Annotated in this window: 19 protein-coding genes; 7 read left to right on the top strand and 12 right to left on the bottom strand. The window is 63.6% G+C overall.

What is annotated here, in order from left to right; all coding sequences use genetic code 11:
• Window positions 1–7: 7 nt before the first annotated feature.
• On the bottom strand, window positions 8–613 hold the full coding sequence (locus D4754_RS15560; RefSeq protein ID WP_121065196.1) for a glutathione S-transferase family protein: 606 nt from the start codon (window positions 611–613) through the stop codon (window positions 8–10).
• Window positions 614–709: 96 nt separating this feature from the next.
• On the opposite strand from D4754_RS15560, the gene D4754_RS15555 reads away from it, so the two are divergent.
• The 6 genes from D4754_RS15555 to D4754_RS15530 all read left to right on the top strand — a co-directional run bounded on the left by D4754_RS15555 (window position 710) and on the right by D4754_RS15530 (window position 6924).
• A complete protein-coding gene (locus D4754_RS15555; RefSeq protein WP_121065194.1) occupies window positions 710–1186 on the top strand; it encodes a winged helix-turn-helix transcriptional regulator in 477 nt (158 codons plus the stop codon).
• 168 nt (window positions 1187–1354) lie between these two features.
• Window positions 1355–2596: a serine hydrolase domain-containing protein gene (locus tag D4754_RS15550; protein ID WP_240453904.1), complete on the top strand. Its 1242-nt coding sequence runs from the start codon at window positions 1355–1357 to the stop codon at window positions 2594–2596.
• Entirely contained in the window at window positions 2593–4560 is a 1968-nt protein-coding gene (locus D4754_RS15545; RefSeq protein ID WP_121065192.1) for an acetoacetate--CoA ligase, read from the top strand. Before D4754_RS15550 ends, D4754_RS15545 begins: the two co-directional genes overlap by 4 nt.
• Before the next feature lie 3 nt (window positions 4561–4563).
• Complete coding sequence (locus tag D4754_RS15540) at window positions 4564–5433, top strand: acyl-CoA thioesterase (protein WP_121065190.1); 870 nt, start codon at window positions 4564–4566, stop codon at window positions 5431–5433.
• A gap of 13 nt (window positions 5434–5446) precedes the next feature.
• Window positions 5447–6475 (top strand): amidohydrolase family protein, encoded by a 1029-nt coding sequence (locus D4754_RS15535; RefSeq protein WP_205589647.1) that lies wholly within the window; start codon window positions 5447–5449, stop codon window positions 6473–6475.
• Between the two features lie 89 nt (window positions 6476–6564).
• On the top strand, window positions 6565–6924 hold the full coding sequence (locus D4754_RS15530; RefSeq protein ID WP_121065186.1) for a hypothetical protein: 360 nt from the start codon (window positions 6565–6567) through the stop codon (window positions 6922–6924).
• A 55-nt stretch (window positions 6925–6979) separates the two neighbouring features.
• On the opposite strand, the gene D4754_RS15525 is transcribed toward D4754_RS15530, so the two are convergent.
• The 9 genes from D4754_RS15525 to D4754_RS15485 all read right to left on the bottom strand — a co-directional run bounded on the left by D4754_RS15525 (window position 6980) and on the right by D4754_RS15485 (window position 16832).
• Entirely contained in the window at window positions 6980–7750 is a 771-nt protein-coding gene (locus D4754_RS15525) for an SDR family oxidoreductase (RefSeq protein ID WP_121065184.1), read from the bottom strand.
• 3 nt (window positions 7751–7753) lie between these two features.
• Window positions 7754–8518, bottom strand: a complete 765-nt coding sequence (locus D4754_RS15520; RefSeq protein WP_240453903.1) for an SDR family NAD(P)-dependent oxidoreductase — start codon at window positions 8516–8518, stop codon at window positions 7754–7756.
• A gap of 12 nt (window positions 8519–8530) precedes the next feature.
• Window positions 8531–9835 (bottom strand): acyl-CoA dehydrogenase family protein, encoded by a 1305-nt coding sequence (locus D4754_RS15515; protein WP_240453902.1) that lies wholly within the window; start codon window positions 9833–9835, stop codon window positions 8531–8533.
• A gap of 21 nt (window positions 9836–9856) precedes the next feature.
• Complete coding sequence (locus D4754_RS15510; RefSeq protein WP_121065179.1) at window positions 9857–10630, bottom strand: enoyl-CoA hydratase-related protein; 774 nt, start codon at window positions 10628–10630, stop codon at window positions 9857–9859.
• On the bottom strand, window positions 10627–11937 hold the full coding sequence (locus D4754_RS15505; RefSeq protein ID WP_121065177.1) for a 3-hydroxyacyl-CoA dehydrogenase: 1311 nt from the start codon (window positions 11935–11937) through the stop codon (window positions 10627–10629). Before D4754_RS15505 ends, D4754_RS15510 begins: the two co-directional genes overlap by 4 nt.
• A complete protein-coding gene (locus tag D4754_RS15500; RefSeq protein ID WP_240453901.1) occupies window positions 11934–13652 on the bottom strand; it encodes a class I adenylate-forming enzyme family protein in 1719 nt (572 codons plus the stop codon). Before D4754_RS15500 ends, D4754_RS15505 begins: the two co-directional genes overlap by 4 nt.
• A gap of 268 nt (window positions 13653–13920) precedes the next feature.
• Entirely contained in the window at window positions 13921–14847 is a 927-nt protein-coding gene (locus tag D4754_RS15495) for a sulfotransferase family protein (protein ID WP_163025935.1), read from the bottom strand.
• A 292-nt stretch (window positions 14848–15139) separates the two neighbouring features.
• Complete coding sequence (locus D4754_RS15490) at window positions 15140–15481, bottom strand: protein tyrosine phosphatase family protein (protein WP_121065174.1); 342 nt, start codon at window positions 15479–15481, stop codon at window positions 15140–15142.
• Window positions 15482–15602: 121 nt separating this feature from the next.
• The gene (locus D4754_RS15485; protein WP_121065172.1) at window positions 15603–16832 is read right to left on the bottom strand and encodes an acyl-CoA dehydrogenase; all 1230 of its coding nucleotides are present in this window, start codon (window positions 16830–16832) and stop codon (window positions 15603–15605) included.
• A gap of 117 nt (window positions 16833–16949) precedes the next feature.
• On the opposite strand from D4754_RS15485, the gene D4754_RS15480 reads away from it, so the two are divergent.
• Window positions 16950–17855, top strand: a complete 906-nt coding sequence (locus D4754_RS15480; protein WP_121065170.1) for a LysR substrate-binding domain-containing protein — start codon at window positions 16950–16952, stop codon at window positions 17853–17855.
• 326 nt (window positions 17856–18181) lie between these two features.
• Here D4754_RS15480 and phoB read toward each other — a convergent pair whose 3' ends face one another.
• Window positions 18182–18871: a phosphate regulon transcriptional regulator PhoB gene (gene phoB, locus D4754_RS15475; RefSeq protein WP_121065168.1), complete on the bottom strand. Its 690-nt coding sequence runs from the start codon at window positions 18869–18871 to the stop codon at window positions 18182–18184.
• 9 nt (window positions 18872–18880) lie between these two features.
• On the bottom strand, window positions 18881–19651 hold the full coding sequence (gene phoU / locus D4754_RS15470) for a phosphate signaling complex protein PhoU (RefSeq protein WP_121065166.1): 771 nt from the start codon (window positions 19649–19651) through the stop codon (window positions 18881–18883).
• Between the last annotated feature and the right edge of the window lie 25 nt (window positions 19652–19676).

Genomic DNA, 19676 nt, shown 5'->3' with positions numbered 1-19676 from the left:
GCCCAGATCACAGGGATTCCGCCTTTTGGAAGGCTGGCCGCGCAGCGAGGCGTTCGTTGTAGGCCGCGACATTGGGTTTGTCGCTCAGGTCCGCACCCAGACGGCCGGCCATCATGCAGGCATGGCCCGTCATCACGTCGGCGCCGGAAAAGGCGCCTGCAAGGAACTCACGCCCCTCCATATGCGCATCGACCGCGTAGAGCATCTGCGCCAGCAGCTTCACCGCCCGCTTGGCATGCACTTCGCTGCGTCGGTCGGGGGCCAGAAGCTTGGTTTCCACCACGATCTGGTTCATCGGTGGCATGATCATGCCTTCGGCGTAGTGCAGCCATTGTAGAAAGACCGGGAAATCAGGGCTGTCCACGGCGGGTTGCAGCCGGCCGCCGGCATGGCGGGCCAGAATGTACTGCACGATGGCCCCGGATTCGAATAGGGTCACGTCGCCGTCCTCCAGCGCCGGAACGCGCCCCATCGGGTGGACGGCGCGGTAGCCGGGTTCGCGCATCTCCTTGTCGCCCAACTGGAATTTCTCGATCTCGTAGGAAAGGCCGAGCTCCTCCAGAAGCCAGGCGATCCGGACGGCCCGGCTGGACGGCGCGTAGTACAATTTCATGGGAACCCTCGTCTCTCCTCCGCTGCCCGACGCCGCGCTCAGGCACTCGACGGGCCGTTGCCGGTAGGCTAGCTTCCGTATTTGAAGGGAGTCAACATGAGCCGAAATGACCTTGCGTCCTCTGCCTGCGCCGTCGCCCGGAGCATCGAGAAGGTGGGCGATACCTGGTCCCTGATGCTCATGCGGGAGTTCTTCCTTGGCACGCGACGGTTCGAGGCGCTGCACAGGAACACAAGGATTTCCCCCCATGTGCTGAGCGGCCGGCTGAAGGCGATGTGCGCCGAGGGGATCATCGAGAAGCGGCAGTATTCCGAACATCCGCCGCGCGATGAATACCTGCTGACGGAAAAGGGCCGGGACCTGTGGCCGGTGGTGATGGCGCTGATGACCTGGGGCGAGAAGTGGCTGGACGGGCCTGAGGCTGTGGCGCTACGCCACAAGGCCTGCCTGCAGGAAATGCGCCCGACGCTGGTGTGCCCCGAATGCGGTGAGCCGGTGACAGCGCGTGACGTTGCGGCCCATGTCACCGAAGAATTCGCAGGCGAGCGTTGCACCGGAAGCGACAAGGGGTAAGGTTCGCGTCAGGTCCCTGACTTACGTCAGAGTGATGCGACCGGGGAGGAGAACAACCGCTGCCGAGCCGCCCTGAAGCGGCGCGCGCGGTCCTGTCCGATGGTTCAAGTTTCCGCGCGCCCCGGCGGTCCGACCGGCGTGGCGCGTGCCGCAGGAAAGGAAGTTGTTATGCTCGCCGCACGCCCTCAGGACATGGGGTTCGACCCCGACCGGCTGACCCGTATTGCCGACTGGCAGGACCGTTACGTGGCCGAGACGAAGTATCCCGGGTCCTCGGTCCTGATCGCCCGCGGCGGGCGCGAGGTGTTTTTCAACGCCACCGGCAAGCGGAACATCGAGAAGAACCTGCCGTTCGAACGCGATACGGTGGTGCGGATCTATTCCATGACGAAGCCCATCGTTTCCGCGGCCGTCATGATGCTGCTGGAGAAGGGGCTGCTTCAGTTGAACTCGCCCGTGTCGGACTTCATTCCGGGCTTCGCCGATTGCCACGCACTGGTGCCCGGCGCGACGGAGATCGACCAGACAGAACCGTGTGAAACACCGACAATTCAGCAGCTTATGACCCATGCTTCGGGTCTGACCTACAACTTCAACCCGGGCCTTGTCGGCAAGGAAATGAACAAGCGCCGGATCGGGTTCCCGGGGCGCAAGGGCATCCTGGCCGACAAGTGCGAAGAGCTGGCGAAGCTGCCGCTGGCGTTCAAGCCGGGGGCGACATGGGAATACTCCGTCTCGATCGACGTGCTGGGCCGGGTCGTCGAGGTCGCGTCGGGCATGACGCTGGACAGGTTCCTGCAACAGGAGGTCTTCGAGCCCCTGGGCATGACCGAAACGGCGTTCCGCGTGCCCGAGAGCGCCGGTGACCGCTTCGCGGCCTGCTATACCTCGCTTGAATCCGACGGGCTTACGGTGGATGTGTCGACCAAGACCGACAACACCATCCGCCTGCAGGACGCGCCCGAGACGTCCGCCTACCACGACACGACACTCTTTTCCGGGGGTGGCGGGCTTGTGGGGACCATCGACGATTACATGCGGTTTTGCGAGATGATGCGGTCGGGCGGTATGGGTGACGGCACGAGGTTGCTATCGACATCGACCGTAAAATTCATGATGTCCAACCACTTGCGGGGCGATATAGCCTCCATGGGCCCGCAGAGCTTTGCCGAGATGACGATGACCGGGACAGGCTTCGGGCTGGGCGGGTCGGTCACGCTTGATCCGGCGGCAACAGCGGCGCCGGGCAACGTGGGTGACTGGGGTTGGGGCGGCATGGCGTCGACCGTGTTCTGGATCGACCCCGTGCTGGACCTGTCGGTCTTGTTCTTCACGCAGCTGACACCCTCGTCCAGCTACCCGTCGCGCCCGCAACTGAAGGCGCTGGTGCACGGGGCGCTGACGGCATGAGCAATCCCGTTCTTTGGTTGCCCACGCAGGAGCGGGCCGATGCCACCCGGATGGCCGAATTCACCCGCTTCGTCGAAGCACGGCACGGACTGGAATTTAAAGATTACAACGCGTTATGGGAGTGGAGTGTCACCGATCTCGACTCCTTCTGGCGCGCGATCTGGGAATTTTTCGAGATCCCGCATTTCAAGGACAGCGATACGGTGCTGGCCGACCGCAAGATGCCGGGCGCCGCGTGGTTTCCTGGGGCGGAGGTGAACTATGCCCACGCGATCCTGTGCCATGCCGACAAGGACCCCGACCGCCCCGCGCTGATCGTGCAGTCCGAAACCTTCGGACGATCGGAACTCAGTTGGGGTGAACTGCGCGCGCAGGTGGCCAGCGTCGCGGCCAATCTGAAAGCGTTGGGGGTCGGGCAGGGCGACCGTGTGGTGGCGATCCTGCCCAATACGGAAACGGCGGTCATCGCGCTATTGGCCACGGCAAGCCTTGGGGCCATCTGGTCGATCTGCGCGCCCGACATGGGGCACGTGGCAATCCTCGACCGCTTCCAACAGATCGAACCCAAGGTTCTGATCGTGCAGGATGGCTATGTTCATGCGGGCAAGACCGTCGACAAGCGCGACTTGCTCAAGACGATCACGCAGGCGCTGCCAACGGTCGAGCACAGGATCTGGGTGCCTGTCACGGGCGACGTGCCCGAAGGCGATCTGGCCTGGGCCGACGTGATCGGCCAGGACGCGCAGCCCGGGTTCCAGCCCGTGCCCTTCGATCATCCGCTTTGGATCGTCTATTCCTCGGGGACCACCGGCAACCCGAAACCCATCGTCCACGGCCATGGCGGCATCCTGCTGGAGATGACCAAGCAGGCGCTGCATCAGGATGTTTCGGACAGGGACCGGTTCAGCTGGCTGACGTCTTCGGGCTGGATCATGTGGAACTCCCAGATCGCGGCCCTGGGGCAGGGCGCGACGGTCGCCTTGTTCGACGGGGCGCCGAATTACCCCGACATGACCGTCGTGTGGCAGTTCGTGGCGGGCGAGGGCCTGACCTATTTCGGCGCCGGCGCGGCCTTCTTTGAAGGCTGCCGAAAGTCCGGGATCACGCCGGGGGACGCCTTCGACCTGTCCGCGCTGCGGTCGATGGGATCCACGGGTTCTCCCTTATCGTCAGATGGTTACGACTGGATCTACACCCAAGTAAAGGCCGACATGTGGCTTGCTCCGATCTCGGGCGGGACGGATCTGGCGGGCGCCTTCGTCGGCGGCAATCCGATGCTGCCCGTGCGCGCGGGCGAGATGCAGTGCCGGTTCCTGGGCAACGCCGTGCGCGCCTTCGACGAAGACGGGAACGACCTGATCGGCGAGGTGGGAGAGCTCGTCTGCACCGAACCGCTCCCATCGATGCCGCTGTTCTTCTGGGGCGACGATGACGGATCGCGCCTGCATGACAGCTATTTCGACACCTATCCGGGCATCTGGCGCCATGGCGACTGGATCGAGATCACCGAAGACGGCGGCGCGGTCATTTACGGCCGGTCCGATGCCACCATCAACCGCAAGGGGCTGCGGCTGGGCTCGTCCGAGATCTACCGCGCGGTGGAAGGGCTGGACGACGTGCTGGACAGCCTTGTCGTCGATCTGGAATTCCTTGGCCGCGAAAGCTTCATGCCGCTGTTCGTTGTCCCGGCCGCTGGTGTGGCGTTCGACGACGCGCTGAAGGACAAGATCGTGCAGGCGATCCGCGACACGGTTTCAGCACGCTTCGTGCCGAACGAGATCGTCGAGATCGCCGAAGTGCCGCGCACGCTATCGGGCAAGAAACTGGAAGTTCCCGTGAAAAAACTGTTGCTTGGCGGCGATCCCGACAAGGTCGTCAACCGCGATTCAATGGCGAATCCGGGTGCGTTCGACGCCTTCATCGCCTATGCCGCACGGCAGGACGATGCGGCAAGGAAAGGCTGACCGATGGATGATACGCAACCGGGGCTGCTCGATCTTCTGGGGGTCGAGCAACTGGAACTGGACCTGTTTCGCGGGATCGGCGGGGGCGGCGAGACGCCGAACCGGATCTTCGGCGGGCAGGTCATAGGCCAGGCGCTGGCCGCGGCCTGTCGGACGGTGTCGGACCGGATGTGCCATTCCCTGCATGCCTATTTCATCCGTCCGGGCGATCCGTCGATCCCGGTGATCTACGAGGTCGACCGAGCCCGCGATGGCGGCAGCTTCACCACCCGGCGCGTCGTGGCGATCCAGCATGGCAAGCAGATCCTGAACCTGTCGGCCTCCTACCACGTGGCCGAGGAAGGCTGGGACTACCAGCACGCCATGCCGGACGTTGCCCGCCCTGAAACCCTGCCGGCGCTGGCGGAAACCCGGGCCGAACTGGCGCATCGGGTCCACGAGGACTACCGCGCGGAATTCATCCGCCCGCGCCCCTATGACATGCGCGAGGTTGAACCGCGCGATCTGCTGAACCCCGAGCCCAGCGATGACCTGAACCATGTCTGGATCCGGGCCGAGGAAGCCGCCGAGGCCGATCCGGTCATGCAGCAGCTGATGCTGACCTACCTGTCGGACCTGCAATTGCTGGGGACGTCGCTGCGTCCCCACGGGCTGACATGGATGCGGCGGAACGTGATGACCGCCAGCCTGGATCACGCGATGTGGTTCCACGCGCCGGTGCGGCTGCAGGATTGGCATCTTTATGTGATGGACGCGCCGTTTACCGGGAAGGGCCGGGGGCTGAACCGCGGATCGATCTATCACAAGGACGGTACGCTTGTCGCCACCGTGATGCAGGAAGGGCTGGTTCGGCCGGTGAAGAAGAAGACCTGAGGGAGGAAACACCATGGCACTCTGGCAACCGGGGATGGAACGGCGCGACGACTGGCTGGCGCTGGTCACGGAAGACATCATCGATCCCGGGCGCGAGATCGTGGACCCCCATCACCACCTGTGGGACCGCGGCGGGCTGGGCTACATGCTGGACGGACTGTGGCTGGATACGGATGCGGGCCACAACGTGGTGCAGACGGTCTTCATCGAATGCCGCGCCTTCTATGACCGCGACGCGCCGGCAGAGCTGCAATCGGTGGGAGAGACCGAAACCGTGGCCGCGATCTGCCGGGAGTCGGAGGAGGCCCCCGACAAGGCGCAGGTCGCCGGTATCGTGGCCCACGCGGATCTGAGCCGCGAGGATCTGGGTCGTATCCTCGATGCGCATCTGGCAGTGGGGGGCGACTATCTTGTGGGCTTCCGCCATTCCGGCGCGCGCGATGCAGAGCCCGAGCATCTGCACATTCCGGGCCGTGGCTACGCCCGCCAGTACACCGATCCCGCTTTTCAGGACGGCGTGCGCCTGCTGGGCGAACGCGGGCTAACATATGACACCTGGCATTACCACCATCAGGCCGACGACTTCCTTGCCTTGGCAAAGGCCGCGCCAGACACGGTAATGATCCTCGACCACTTTTCGACGCCTCTGGGCGTGGGCCGGTTCGAAGGCCGGCGGGAGGAGATCTTCCCCCAATGGCAGAGGGATATGGAAGCGCTGGCAAAGTGCCCGAATGTCCGCGCCAAGCTGGGCGGGCTTCTGATGCCCGACAACGGCTGGGGCTGGCACACGCGCGACGTGCCGCCCGGATCGGACGAGCTCGTCGAGGCGCAGGGCAAGTGGTACCGGCACATGATCGACGTCTTCGGCCCCGAACGCTGCATGTTCGAAAGCAATTTCCCGGTGGATCGGACGGGGATTTCCTATGCCGTGCTGTGGAACGCGCTGAAAAAGATCGCGTCCGACTATGACGAAGCCGCACAGGCCGAAATGTTCGCGGGCACGGCGCGGCGTGTGTACGGATTGCCTCAGCCCGCCGCCTAGAAAGGCCCAAAACCACATCCGCGGTTGCACTTGGGTCTCGTCGGCGCAAGATCCGGGGAAAACGGATCAACTGACCGAAAGGCCTCACCATGCGCCGCATTGCCATATTCGCTGCCCTGTTCCTTGGACTCCTGGGTCTTGTCGCTTGTCAGGAGGAAGGGCTCGTCTCGTCCGAGAACATCTTCGTCTCGTCCGAATTCCGCGCCCAGTGTGACGCGACGGCCGGCGTTCTGGTCCATGGGCAGGAGGGCACGGTCCTGTGTGCCGAACCCACACCGGATGCGGGCAAGACCTGCCGCTATTCAGGCGAATGCAGCGGGCTTTGCATCACGTCCACGACGCAGCCGCAAGCCACCACCGGGCAGTGCCAACCGGCCAAACCGTTTTCGGGCTGCTACACGATGGTCAACCTCGTGGAAGAAAACCGCAACGTCTGCATCGAAGGCTGAACGCGAAACGCCCGCCCTGTGACCGGCGGGCGTTTATCCTTGTCCGGTCCGCCAATCAGTCCTTGGCGTTGTAGGCCCGGTTCAGCTTCTTCATGCCGCCGATCCAACGGTCGTAGTTTTCCGTCTTCTTGCGCATGTAGCCCAGAACCTCGGGGTGCGGCAGAACCAGGAACGTTTCGTTCCGGATCGTTTCGACACAGGCATCGGCCACCGGTTCCGGCTCAAGCATGCCGTCGATCGATGCCACGCCGTCTTCATGACCGCGGGTCATCTCGGACCGGACAGCCTGCGGACACAGGACCGACACCTTGATGCCATCGTCGCCGTGCGTCAGCGCCAGCCATTCGGCAAGGCCCACGGCCGCGTGCTTGGTGACGCCATAGGGGGCCGATCCGACCTGGTTCAGCAGACCAGCGGCCGAGGCAGTGTTCAGCAGATAGCCGCCGCCCCGTCGCTTCATCAGCGGCACCAGATGGCGCGCGGCATAGACATGGGCCATCACGTTGATGTCCCAGATCCGCTGCCAATCGTCATTCGAAACCTCGGTCCCGCCCTTGGCCATGATCCCGGCGTTGGAACAAAAGAGGTCAATCGGCCCGACTTCGCCTTCAACCCTGTCGATCAGCGCGATGATGTCTTCCTCGCGCCCAACGTTCACCTCGGCGGCGATGCCGTCGATTTCGTCCGCGGTGGCCTGTGCGCCGGCCAGGTTCAGGTCGGCGCAGATGATCTTCTTGGCGCCTTCCGCGGCAAAGCGGAGCGCCATGGCCTTGCCGATGCCGCTGGCGGCCCCGGTGATGACGATGATCTTGTCCTTAAGCTCCATGGGTCAGGTCCACATCACGCTGCCACCGTCGACCGTGATGGCCTGTCCGGTGATGTATCGGCTGGCGGCAGAGCCCAGGAACACGGCAAGCCCTGCCAAGTCCTCGGCCTCGCCCAGGCGGCGCAGCGGGATGTCGTTTTCCGCCCGTTCCTTGGCGGCCGGGTTCGACCACAGCTCCTTCGCGAAGTCGGTCTTTATCAGGCCGGGGCAGATCGCGTTGACGCGGATGCCCTTGGGGCCAAGCTCGGCCGCGAGGTTCCGGATCAGCCCGATCAGTGCCAGCTTCGACATGCCGTAGACGCCCAGCGATGTGGACGGCTTGAAGGCCCCGATGGACGACGTGAACATCATCGAGCCTTCGCCCTTTTCGATCATGTCGCCCATCACGGCCTTCGCCAGCCACAGGTCGGACTGCACGTTCGACTTCATGGTCTTCTCGTAGGCGTCGTCCGGGATATCGGTGATCGAGCCGTAATAGGGGTTCACCCCCGCATTGCCGACAAGGATGTCGACGGGCCCGACCTGCGAGCGGGTCTTGGCGACCAGCGCCTCGACCTGCTCGGGGTAGCCGATGTTGCAGGCGATGCCGACCGCCGCATCGCGCCCCACGGCCTTGTTGATGCCCGCGGCGGCCTCGTCCAGCTGGTCCTGCTTGCGGGACGAGATCACGACCGTCGCGCCGTTTTCGGCCAGGCCCTGTGCCATCGCAAGCCCCATGCCCTTGGAGGCGCCGGTCAACAGCGCCACCTTTCCCGTCAGATCAAACATGTTTGCCATGGTTTACGGCCCCGCGAATTTCTGAGCGGTCATCACTAGCTCCGACACGGCCGACTGGCGATCGTTCGAGGCTTCGAATTCCTTGCGCTCTGCCCGCGCCACGACGGCATGGTGCACCTCGTCCGGCCCATCGGCCAGGCGCAGCGTGCGCTGGCTGGTGTACATGCCGGCAAGCGGGGTCCACTGGGAGATCCCCGTGGCACCGTGCACCTGGATCGCCTGATCGATGATGTTGCAGACCTTTTCGGGCACCATCGCCTTGATCGCCGACACCCAGATGCGGGCTTCCTTGTTGCCCATGACGTCCATCGCCTTGGCGGCTTTCAGAACCATCATGCGCATCGCCTCAATCTCGATCCGGGCGCGGGAGATGGTTTCCATGTTCTTGCCAAGATCGATGATCTTCTTGCCGAACGCCTCGCGGCTGATCCCGCGCGCAAGCATCAGGTCCAGTGCCTTTTCAGCCTGACCGATAGACCGCATGCAGTGGTGAATCCGCCCGGGGCCGAGGCGCAGCTGCGAGATCTCGAACCCGCGGCCTTCGCCCCAGAGGATATTTTCCTCCGGCACCCGCACATCGGTAAAGCGGATATGCATGTGGCCGTGGGGCGCGTCGTCTTCCCCGAAAACGTTCATCGGGCCCAGCACCTCGACCCCCGGCGTGTCCATGGGCACCAGGATCTGGCTTTGCTGTCGGAACGGCTTAGCATCGGGGGAGGTCTTTACCATGGTGATCATGATCTTGCACCGCGGATCGCCCGCGCCGGAGATATAGTACTTCTCCCCGTTGATCACCCATTCGCCGTTTTCCAGCACCGCGCGCGTGCCGATGTTCTTCGCGTCCGACGACGCCACATCGGGTTCGGTCATTGCAAAGGCCGACCGGATTTCGCCCGCCAGAAGCGGCTTCAGCCACTTTTCCTTCTGCTCGGGCGTGCCGACACGCTCCAGCACTTCCATGTTGCCCGTGTCGGGCGCCGAGCAGTTCATCGACTGCGACGCCAACGGGTTCTTGCCCAGTTCCACCGCGATATAGGCATAATCGAGGTTCGACAGTCCTTCGCCGGTTTCCGCATCGGGCAGGAAGAAGTTCCACAGACCCGCCTCGCGCGCCTTGTTCTTCATCTGCTCCAGCAGGGCCAGCTGTTCATCGGTGTAGGACCAGCGGTTTTCGCGGCCTTCGCCCAGCTTGTAGAATTCTTCCGTGTAGGGATCCACGTTGTCGCGGATATGCCGGATGACCTTCTCGAGCAAGGGCTTGGCGCCCTCTGACATCTCGAGGTTCATCAAGTTCAAAGAACCTTCCATCTCATCTCCTCCTGCTTAGGCTCAGTGCCCAAGCCATTTCGGCGCGCGCTTCTCGACGAATGCGGTCACGCCTTCATTGAAATCTTCGGTTTCGCGCAGGTCCATGATGACCTTGCGGCTGTATTCCATGCTCTCGGCAAAGGTATGCCCGGTATCCATACCGTTCAGAACCCGCTTCGATGCCTTCACCGCCGAGGGCGAGACCGACGTGATCTGGGCGGCCTTCTCCATCGCGGCCTCCATCAGCTTGTCCTGCGGAACCACGTCATTGGCGATACCGATGGCCTTGGCTTCCGCGGCGTCGATATGGCGGCCGGTCAGGATCATCTCGTTCGCGATCTTGCGCGGCACGAAGCGGGTCAGCATCTGCACGCCGCCCGCAGCCGCGAAGAAGCCCACCTTGACCTCGGGCAGGGCAAAGGTGGCGTTTTCCGCCGCGATCAGAAGATCGCAGGCCATCGCGGTTTCAAACCCGCCGCCCATGGCAAAGCCGTTCACCGCGGCGATGATCGGCTTTTCGCGGGTGAAGTTGTTGGAAAGCCCGGCAAAACCGCTGTCCGGGCCTTTCATCTTCCCGCCCGAGGCGGTGTATTTCAGGTCATTACCCGCCGAGAACGCCTTGGGGCCCGCGCCCGTCAGGATCGCACACCACAGGCTGGTGTCGGCCTCGTATTCCTGCCAGGCCTCGTGCATCTCGTGATGCATCGGAGGGTGAACGGAATTGTAGACCTCGGGACGGTTCATCGTGACGATGAACACGTTTCCCTTGCGTTCGGTCGTGATGAATTCGGTCATGCCGCATCCTTTCCGGTCTTCAGGCCGCCCGTGTCGATTTCCTTGAATTTTCCGTCACTTGCGGCGAGTTCCTTCAGCGTTTCGGCCGGTGCGAACTCGGGATCATCCGCCGTCAGCTCTTCCATCTTCGCCAGAACCGCCTTGGCGCCGACCATGTCGCCATAGAACATCGGGCCGCCCTTGTCGGCGGGCCAGCCGTAGCCGTTCAGCCAGACCACGTCGATGTCGGACGCGCGCTGCGCCTTGTTTTCTTCAAGGATCTTAACGCCTTCGTTGATCATCGGGTAGATGCAGGTCTCGATGATCTCGTCCGGGCCCATCGTCGACGGTTCGGCGCCGGTGATGTCGCGGATGATCTTCGCCGTCACGTCCGACGGAACGCCCTTGCGATCGTCGCCATAGTCGTAATAGCCCGCCTTGGTCTTCTGCCCGCGGCGATCAAGTTCGCACAATGCGTCGCGGATGGGGTTCGCCGTGGTGGCGCCCTTGGACCAGCCGATGTCGAGGCCCGCAAGGTCCGACATCTGAAACGGCCCCATCTTGAATCCGAACGTGTTCAGGGCGGCGTCGATGTCCCAGGGCATGACGCCCTTGTAGATCAGCTTGTTGGCTTGCTTCTGACGCGCGAACAGGATGCGGTTGCCCACGAAACCGGGGCAGACACCGACCAGAACCGCGATCTTGTTGATCGTCTTGGCCAGGTCCATGGACGTTGCGACGACATCGTCCGCCGTGTGATCCGCGCGAACGATTTCCAGCAGTTTCATGACGTTGGCGGGCGAAAAGAAATGCAGCCCGATAACGTCTTCGGGACGCTTGGTGGCCGTCGCAATCTCGTCGATATCCAAGGCCGAGGTATTCGTGGCCAGGATCGCACCCGGCTTCACGATACGGTCGAGGTTGCCGAAGATTTCCTTCTTCAAGTCCATGTTCTCGAACACGGCCTCGATCACGAGGTCGCATTCGGCCAGCGCATCCATCGACAGCGCGCCCTCGTAACGGGCCATGCGCTCGTCGACCTCTTCAACCGGGAAACGGCCGCGTTCGGCCGACCGCTGGTAGTTCGCGCGCACCACGCCAAGCCCGCGGTCCAGCGCGTCCTGCTTGGTTTCGACGATGGTCACGTCGAACCCGGCGGTGGCGAAGTTCATCGAGATCCCGCCGCCCATGGTCCCGGCACCGATGATGCCGACCTTTTTGATCTCGCGGCGGGCAACGTCATCGCCGAGCCCCGGAACAACCCAGGCATCGGCACCGGCCTTGGCGATATAGGCGCCGATTTCGGCATCTGTGGGCGTGGTCGTCATGCTGTTTCCTCTTTCGTCAAAGCGTTCAAACACGTGGCGCGCAATCCGCGCCGATCAATCTTGTCCGTGGCGCCACGGGGCAGGGGACCCGGTTGGCACCAGATCCTGTCCGGCACCTTGTAGTGGGCGATGTGGTCTTTCAGGTAGACGCGCAGATCCTCCTGCGAAACGGTCGATCCGGCGCGCAATTGCACCCCCGCGCCCACGGTTTCGCCCAGGCGTTCATGGGGCAGGGGGAAGGCGCACGCCTCCAGCACGTCCGGGTGCATGTGCAGCGCGCCTTCGACATCCAGACAAGCGATGTTCTCGCCGCCGCGGATGATGATGTTCTTCTTGCGATCGACAATGGTGACAAGGCCCGTGTCGTCCACGTAGCCCAGATCGCCCGTATGCATGAAGCCGTCCTTCAGCACCTCGGCCGTGGCTTCGGGCTTGTTCAGGTAACCGCGCATGTTGCAGACGCTTTTCACCGCGATCTCGCCCACCTCGCCGTCGGGCAGCTGGTTCCCGGAATCATCGACGATCCGCAGCTCCTGCAGCGGCAGGTGCATCCGACCTGCAGCGCCAGGATGTTCGACATATTCCGGCCCCGACAACCCGATCCCGATCGAGCTTGTTTCGGTCATGCCCCAGCCGCTGGCGATGGCCGCCGTCGGAAAGGTCTCGGCCAGCGGTCCGACCTGCGCCGCCGGACGCTTGGCGCCGCCGGCGGCAAGGAACCGCAGCGAGGGCAGGGGCTGGCCCATCCGGCGCGCGGCCTCCATCAGATCGGCCGTCTGCGTGGGCACGCCGACCAGCTTGGTAACCTGTTCGGTGTCTATCACACGCACGGCTTCTTCGGCGTCCCACTTGTACATCAGGGTGATCTTCGACCCGCTCAGCAGGCTTCCGAAGAAAGCGGCATGGGTGGCCGTGACATGGAACAGCGGCGTGATGATCAGCGCCGCAGGCCGTGGCGGTTCGGGCGCGTCCGGTTCCGGCGGCGTGATCAGCGGGGCCATCATGGCCTGGAAGTGATGCGAATACCCGGCGTGGACAGTTGCACGGTGGGTCAGGACCACCCCCTTGGGATGGCCCGTGGTGCCCGAGGAATACATGATGCCGAAATCGTCGTCCGGGTCGACGTGAACCTCCGGGCGGGCCGCGTTTTCGGCATTGAGCGCGGTGTAACCGTGCGCCGTCAGCTCTTCGCCTTCACGCACGCCGACGATGGTCAGATCGCGCGCGTCCCGCAGCGGCAGCAGCCGTTCGACCCGCTGGCCATCCGCAAGGACCAGCCGCGCGCCGCTGTCTTCCAGCGCGTAGTCCAGTTCTTCGGTCGTCCACCACGCGTTCAGGAAGACAACGATACCGCCGGCTGCCGCGATGGCGCACATCAGGATCAGGATTTCGGGATAGTTCCGCATGCCAAGCGCCACGCGGGTACCGTTCGTCACGCCAAGACCGGCCAGAGCGCCGGCCATCCGGTCGACATCTGCAAGGAAGGCATCGAAGCTCCAGCGTTCGTCGCGGTAGACAAGGAAATCAGCCGCGCCATCGTCCATCATCGGGCGGACGGATTGCAGGTAGCCGCGGACATCGACTGGAGCGTTCCGGAAATACGGGTAGGTAACGCCGCGCAATTCGACCGTTCCCAGCGCCAGCATCGGATCCGTTTCGGTCAGATGCCGCGCGGCCTCGTCCCGGGTCATGCCCGTGACCGGTGCAACAGTCATGACAGTGCCTCCGGTCTGACCGGTGACGTCACGCAACAGATGCGCATGTCGGTTATCCTCCCATCGTCACGTGCGTTCGGAAACGCCGCGACTCTTCCATGGGCGGGATGTTAGTGTGGAAAGATACAGGTGCCAATACCGCATGACGAAACGGAATTCCGCATTTGCGCCCTTGACCCTGACAGATGACAGGCAAAACGCCGCAGGTGAGCATGCATTGGCAGGATCGTGCCCGCAACCCGGTTGCTGCCGGGGCACCGTCGGGGGGTCAACTGCCGGGAGAAACGCCAGCCTGCGCACGGGGTTTCACCGGCTTCGCATCCGATTTCTGCTTCACGTTGGCCAGCCATGCGCCCACGAAACCATCATCACGCGCCATCGCGTCGGCCTGAACGAGCGTGTCCAGCCGCGAGAGCGCGTCCGCACGATCCGACGCAGAGCCGGCGCGGCGAAAATCGGACAGCGCGGCCAGCCTGTCATGCCGGTGGTCCGAAGATGGCGGAAGATCCGTGCCTTCGACGGGTGCGTCCAGATCGGTCGCATAGCCGAAGTACCGGAAATCCTCGGCATAAAGCGCCAGCACGCGGTCCAGCGTGTCGCGGTTCCGGAAGTAGTCCAGGTAGGTTGCGCCGGCGTTGGTGCCATGGCGGCTCTTGCGCTTGACGGGGGCAGGCGGCAGGCCAAGGTAACGCTCCAGAACCTGCGGCAGCAGATCGTCCATACGTTCCAGCTTGCCCATCATGTTGGGCTGCACGAACGGATACATCAGGTTCAGATGCTGCGGCCGCCAGTGCGGATCCAGCCGTTCCGGGGCGTCTTCCGAGATCAGTTTGATGAACGCATCGAAGCCGATCACCGGACCGGAATCGACACCGTAGCGCCGCACGAAATGCGACCACTGGATCGGCTTCTGATCCGCGATCTTGTTCAGGTAGGCCGAGACGACGCGCACGAACGGATTGCGCACGAAGGTGAAGATCCGCGCGTCCGCCAGCCAGTCCATCTGGTCGATCCGGTTGTCGAAGGGCGATGCCTCGACATCGTGCACATCGACTTTCCGGGCGCGCGGCTCATCGGCAAGGCTGTTCCAAAGGATGTTCTTGATCGTCGAACACCCGACCTTCGGATTGTTCAGGTAGACGATATTGGCGGCCTTGTTGGCCCGAAGCGCCTGTCGCTGGATCTGGGGATACACGGTCTGGATGGTCCTTGCCGGAAGACACGCGCCACCAACACCGACCGCCTGAGGCCTGTCCCGAAGGGCGCTGCAATTCCAGCGTTTCTAGCACCAGGATCGGGCAATGCTCAAGGACATGCGGGAGGTTTCGCTTCCACTTATTCACCATAATACAGATTAATGGATAACGATCGGCCCGAACAACATATCGACGGTATGATCGATCAAGTGTGCCCAGGATTGGGAAACGCGTCTGCGAAGTTTGTTCGGGCGCAACGCGGCACCTGCCCGTTGCGCCCGGACAAGTGTCTCAGGCGTCGTCCAGCGATGCCATGCGGTACAGGTTCTCGCTGCGATTGCCTGACCGGCAGAACAGCAACACCGGTTTCGGCAGCTCGTCCCACATGTCCTTGAGCGCCTCGGCGTGTTCACCCGTCGGGCCGGTCTGGCCGGACACCGGCAGATAGCGCGCCTCGACCGAGCAATTGGCGGCGGCACGCTCGATCTCTCCGAACAGCGGTTGGTCGTCGCCTTCGCCGTCCGGGCGGTTGCATACCACAGACCGGAAACCCTGCGCATGAAGCTTGGGCAGATCTGCCGGATCGATCTGGCCGGCGACGGACACGGTTTCGGTAAGCTTTTTCGTCTGCATAATCTGGCACCCCTTTGGCCCGGTCTCCACGCGAGACCGGGGTTACTCTAGCATAGGAAACGCACGAGCCCTGTGAAGAGTGCCATGCCGGGTCAGATCGACGCCCTGCCCGCGCGATCCCTTAAAAGAACGCCTGCAGGCCGGTCTGGGCGCGGCCCAGGATCAGCGCGTGGACATCGTGGGTGCCTTCATAGGTGTTCACCGTTTCAAGGTTCACCATGTGACGGATCACTTGGAATTCCAGGCTGATGCCGTTGCCGCCATGCATGTCGCGGGCCATCCGCGCGACATCCAGCGCCTTGCCGCAGTTGTTGCGCTTGACGATCGACACCATTTCCGGCGCGGCCGCGGCTTCGTCCATCAGACGCCCGACGCGGAGCGAACCTTGCAGGCCAAGGGCGATTTCCGTCTGCATGTCGGCCAGTTTCTTCTGGAACAGCTGCGTCTGCGCCAAAGGCCGCCCGAACTGTACCCGGTCCAGCCCGTATTGACGGGCGGCGTGCCAGCAGAACTCGGCCGCGCCCATCGCGCCCCAGCTGATGCCATAGCGCGCGCGGTTCAGACAGCCGAACGGGCCTTTCAGACCTTCGACATTGGGCAGCAGCGCATCTTCCGGCACCTCGACGCCGTCCAGCACGATTTCGCCGGTGACCGAAGCACGCAGAGACATCTTGTTGGCCACTTTCGGCGCGCTCAGCCCCTTCATGCCTTTCTCAAGGATGAAGCCGCGGATCTTGCCGCCATGGGCATCGGATTTCGCCCAGACGACGAACACATCCGCGATCGGTGCGTTCGAGATCCACATCTTCGTCCCCGACAGGACATACCCGCCCTGCACTTTTTCGGCGCGGGTCTTCATGCCGCCGGGATCGGACCCTGCATCAGGTTCCGTCAGCCCGAAACAGCCGATCCATTCGCCGCTGGCGAGCTTCGGCAGGTATTTCTGCCGCTGCTCTTCCGACCCATAGGCATAGATCGGATAAATCACGAGGGACGACTGCACCGACATCATCGACCGGTAACCGCTGTCCACCCGCTCCACTTCGCGCGCGACGAGGCCGTAGGTCACGTAGCCCGCGCCCAGCCCGCCGTACTCTTCCGGCAGCGTGGTGCCCAGCAGACCCATTTCACCCATTTCGGGGAAGATCTCGGGCGAGACGGTTTCGTTTTCGAAAGCCTCGGTGATCCGGGGCTGCAGCTTCTCCTGCGCATAGGCGCGGGCGGAGTCCATCACCATGCGTTCGTCTTCGGTCAGCTGATCCGAAAGCTTGAACGGGTCGGCCCAGTCGGTGGTGCTCAGGTTCGGGGCATCCTTCGCGCGCAGCGCGGGTTTGGTGTCTTGTACGTTCATGGCATGTCTCCCTTGCGGTTGCCCCGCACTATACCAGACCTCCCCGCACAAACAGCGAGACTTTCTCATCGAACTATGAGAAATACACATAGTTCGATATATGCGGAATGCTCATACATGGCCTATGCGCGCAAATTGCTGCCGTCGATGTCGGCGCTGAGGATCCTCGAAGCGATGGATCGGCTGGGCAGCGTGTCGTCGGCGGCCGAGGATCTGGCGTTGACGCAGGGCGCTGTCAGCCGGCAATTGCAGGCGCTGGAGGCTCAGTTGGGCATGCGGCTGGCGCGACGGGACGGCCGGCGGCTGGTGCTGACGCCCGAAGCGCATGTTTACGCGGCCGAGATCCGTTCGGTGCTGGCGCGGGTGGCCGAGGCGACGATGCGGCTGCAGACCGCCCCCGTCGGCGGGACGCTGAGCCTTGCGATCCTGCCCGCGTTCGGGATGCGCTGGCTGGTGCCGCGGCTGCCGGACTTCGCGCGGCGGCACCCCGAGATCACGATCAACATGACAACGCGGCTGGAAGCCTTCGCCTTCGCGCAGGAACCCTTCGACGCCGCGATCCGCTATGGAACCGGCCACTGGCCCGGTTGCGACAGCCTGCTTTTGAAGCACGAGGCGCTGATCCCGGTCGCCGCGCCGTCGCTGATGCCGAACGGCCGCCCTGCCCCCGAAGATCTGGCGCGGCTGCCGCTGCTGCACATTCGAACGCGTCCGGACATCTGGGCCGACTGGTTCCACGCCAAGGGCGTCACCCAGGCCCATCCGCTGACCGGTACGATGCACGACCAGTTTTCAACCATCACGCAAGCCGCGTGCCACGGGCTGGGCGCGGCCCTGATGCCGGATTACCTTGTGGACCGGGAGCTTGCGACGGGACAGTTGGTGGCGCTCGACGCCGCGCCGACAGAGGCTGCGGGGGCCTATTACCTCGTCTGGCCGCAAGCCGGGGCGGATGCCAAGCTGATGCAGTTCCGCGACTGGCTGGCGGGACAGACAGAGGCCGAGGACACCCTGCCACGGTAGCGCGCACCACGCTGCGACGCGCCGCTAGGAGGTAACGTTTGGAACCAAGTCGCCGTGGGATGGTGCGTGCGAAGCACACACCCTACGGCACGGACCTGGGCGCCGTAGGGTGCGTGGTTTCCACGCACCGCTCACGCCGGCAGAGGGCGAAGGTGCGTGCAGAGCACACCCCCTACAGCGGCCTCTCCGTCAGGAGCGATCCGGCCTGCGTCAAACCGATCCAAGCCGACGTAGGGTGCGTGGTTCCCACGCACCGCCAATCGCGGACCGCGGAACCAACGTCGGGACATTGAGGGCGGGCGAAAACGGAAGGGCGCGGGGCGCACCTACCCCAGCGCATACCCCGCACCGCGTACGGTGCGCACCGGGTCCGGTCCGCCATGCTGGGTCAGCGCCTTGCGCAGGCGGCCTATATGGACATCCACCGTGCGGGTGTCGACATAGATGTCGCGGCCCCAGACACGGTCGAGCAGCTGTTCGCGGCTCCACACCCGGCCCGGCTTTTCCATAAAGGTGGACAGGAGGCGAAACTCTGTCGGACCCAGTTTCAGGGGGAGGTCCGAGCGGCTGACCTTGTGGGTTTCGGCATCGAGGATGATGTCGTCGAATTCCAGCCGCAGGCCCACGGTCGACGGACGCACGCGGCGCAGCTGGGTCCGAACGCGGGCCATCAGTTCGATCACCGAATAGGGCTTCACGACGTAATCGTCGGCGCCGGTTTCCAGGCCCCGGACCTTGTCGACCTCTTCCGACCGCGCCGAGAGCATGATGATCGGGATGGCCCGGGTTTCGGGGCGCGTCTTCAGCCGGCGGCAGACCTCGATCCCCGACAGGTTGGGCATCATCCAGTCGAGCACGATGATATCGGGGACGTCCTCATCCACCAGCAACAGAGCTTCTTCGCCGTTCCCGGCCTTCAGCACGCGGAACCCTTCGGCTTCCAGATTGTAGGCCAGCACTTCGCGCTGGGCCAGTTCGTCCTCAACAACCAGGACAGTCGGTTGATCGACAGACATGGAAAGCTCCTACGACGTCAGGGATGTATTGTCTGCCTTGGGCCGGTCTTCGTCCGGGCGGTCGCCCGACACGAGGTAGACGACCTGTTCGGCAATCGCCGTCACGTGATCTCCCATCCGTTCGACGTTCTTGGCGATGAAATGCAGGTGCATGCAGGGCGTGATGCTGCGGGGATCTTCCATCATGAAGGTCAGGAATTCCCGGAACAGCGCGTTGTACATCTGGTCGACTTCCAGATCGCGTTCGATCACGTCGCGGGCCAGTTCCTGATCGCGCTGGATATAGGAATCGAGCGCATCTCGGAGCATCAGCTCGACCTCGCGCGCCATGCGCCGCAGCGCCGAGGCGCTGTCGGACACGGGCGGCACCTGTGCCAGGACCGACGTCCGCTTGCCGATGTTCTTGGCGTAATCACCGATCCTTTCAAGGTTGCCCGCGATCTTCATCACTGACAGGATCACCCGCAGATCGACCGCCGACGGCGACCGCAGCGCGATGATCCGCGAGGTCTCCTCCTGGATCATCTCCTCCAGCGCGTCGATGGCCGCGTCATCCGCGCGGACACGTTCGGCCAGTTCCTCGTCGCGCGTTTCCAGCGACTTGGCACTGTTCATGATCGCGGCCTCGACCAGGCCGCCCATCTTCATGATGCGCGCCTGCACCGTCTCAAGATCGCGGTCGAAGGACGACACGATATGCTTCTCGTGCCCGGAATCCTTTTCCGGGTTGGACGTGCCCGACGATTGCGTCGGGGCTTGTTGTGTTGGCCGATCCGCCATGTGAATTCGCGCTCCCTTGGGGGCT

The sequence above is a fragment of the Chachezhania antarctica genome, from assembly GCF_003646465.1.
Classification (GTDB): Bacteria; Pseudomonadota; Alphaproteobacteria; order Rhodobacterales; family Rhodobacteraceae; genus Chachezhania; species Chachezhania antarctica.
Note: the sequence above shows the minus strand (reverse complement) of the source record. Positions and strands in the feature narration are given on the sequence as shown.